Below are 2,355 nucleotides of genomic sequence, written 5' to 3'. Positions count from 1 at the left end.
TGTAATAAAACCATAATTTTTTTACAATTAAGAAACAATTTCTTAACAATTCCTTAACATTTAGATGGCATAATGCCTTCAATTAAATCGCACTGTTAAGGAGCTTGTCACTTACTTAATCGGAGCAATAACTCCCAGGTAAAAAGCACGCAATTGCTCGCTCCTGGAGACACAAGGATTCATATAAATAGTTGAAATAATAAAAATAAGTTCATAATTTACTCACTGAGGAGTCACGACTCATGGCATTATCAGAAATCATTATCAATGATCTAGTGCAATCTCAAATAAATACAGCTATTAACGAATCTGATTACCAACTCCTTCGCCAATATCTTCTGGAAAGGCTTCCCTTATCAAGCACAATAAACTCAATTAGCACCTATCTCTCTGAGCAGTGCAATGCGGACAAACAAGCAATGCTTAATCAGGTTATTCCATTAGCCTGTGAATCCCAAAAAAAGGAGGATACGGAAGAAGCAGACAAGGATAAACAAGAAAGTGATGATGACAACGCCCTAAAAGCACATTATCTAAATGAGTTTAATAACCTCACCGCCCAATTACATCAACTGGAGAGCGACTGTTTTCAAAGACAAGCCAACATAAAGCAAGCCAGTAATAAGCTTTATGCCCTGCAAGTCAATCTTACCCAGGTAAATAGCGACATGTATAGCCTTGATCGGCAATCTCTACATAGTTCTTACCCACAAAAGCATGTGCATAGCCATCATTCTCATACACAGGTATACCCTCATATTAATCCTGACAATCATTTACTACAAAATGCGCTCAATAGACTTATTAACGAATACAAAACACTTACTTACCTCATTAGTACAACGAATAATATAATTACTGAAGAAAACCAAATTTTAAATAAAAGCCGTCAAGAAAAAAAACAAATCGAAGAGCACCTTGTAACAATGAAGCATCAAATAGAGATCGAATTACCTCATAAAGAGGAGCAACGCGCTCTTAGAAATCAAGAACGTATTAATAGAGACAATGCAAGAAAGGCCTATGATCCCAACCTCCTCCAACTATCACCTAAAAATTTCGCCGCACTAAAACAAAAAATAGAGATTAAAGGCCAAAAACTAGACAATAAACAAAAGCAACTAATGGATACTGCTCTTGAACTAAGCTATCCAATGTATTTAACGCAATTAGAACATGCATTACAACAAACTACCTATAGTCTACAAATGACATTTAATGAAAAACAGGCATTAAAACTGATTTTAGGCATGATGAAAAACTTTATGGAAATGAGCAAGAAAGAAAATATAATTATTAATTCTCTAAATGAGACAAGAACTAATTTATATGCACTACAAAAAGAACTCGAAGAAAATACATTAAAATTACAACACCACGCCACCACAGAACCGAAACGTGTACAAGCCAATAAAGAGCTTACTGACGCAACCACGCAATTACAGCTTGAGAGCAAGTCAGCCGGTCATTATAGAAAAAATGCACTGTATGCCGCTCTATTCGGAACAGCATGCGGTCTATTAAGTGCCGGTCTAATCAATACGTTAATTATCAGCCCTTTATTTTTTGCTGTTCCTGGTGCATTTGCTATGCTTGGCGTCATTTCACTGACGATTGCTATTATAGTTCACTTTCAAAAGGCAGCCCATGATGTTCAAATAGAACAAAATAACCAGCAAATTCATAACAATGAAAAAGCACTCATGAATCAATGGAAAAGTGCTTATGATTTAAGTGTAATTATTATTCCTAATCTAAAGATGCAAATAAGCCAAACAGAAAACCAGAGTGCGCAAATCGAACAACAACTTCTAGAACAACAAAATGCAATGAGCCAACTATTTAATAAAGCACAAAATGTATCAAGCAATAACGGTGAAAGCTATATCTTCTTTAAAAGTACTGAAGAAAAGATGAGCCCATTTCCTTCCGCACCCTCAATGGATGATGAGATTCAGGACCAACCACCAAGTTATGGTTCATTCTAATTATCTATTGCTCCCCTTTAATTATGGAGTTGAAAATATTCAACTCCATAATTAATAATATTGAACAACTAATAACCCATTTTTAACAAAGAAATTGACAAAACAGGATTTGCTTTCTAAATTTTAAGAAAACACAGCAGAATGACATGGAATTAACTAAAATCTCCAATAGGATGCAAAATGTAGTATTCATCATGATGCTACTTGTGAGCACATTCTCTTTTAGTCGCTCGTTAACTGTTGGTGTAGGGGTTTCTGGTCCCCCCGTTGTCGAAAAAATTAATACCACTCAAGGCCCTTATTATTTTGGTTTTTGCATCGATCTCATGAATAATATATGCAAGCGCATTGGAGAAACATGTACCTA

At 35.3% G+C, this 2,355-nt stretch carries 1 protein-coding gene and 1 pseudogene; both read left to right on the top strand.

Annotation, left to right across the window (positions count from 1 at the left end; all coding sequences use genetic code 11):
* Window positions 1-242: 242 nt before the first annotated feature.
* Window positions 243-1,988, top strand: coding sequence for a hypothetical protein (locus LDG_RS11825; protein ID WP_006871613.1), 1,746 nt, complete (start codon window positions 243-245; stop codon window positions 1,986-1,988).
* A 146-nt stretch (window positions 1,989-2,134) separates the two neighbouring features.
* Window positions 2,135-2,355, top strand: a pseudogene (locus LDG_RS20320) (hypothetical protein); the annotation flags it as partial.

The organism is Legionella drancourtii LLAP12, from assembly GCF_000162755.2.
GTDB classification, from domain to species: domain Bacteria; phylum Pseudomonadota; class Gammaproteobacteria; order Legionellales; family Legionellaceae; genus Legionella; species Legionella drancourtii.
The sequence above is the reverse complement of the archived record's forward strand: the minus strand, read 5'-3'. Positions and strand labels throughout refer to the sequence as shown.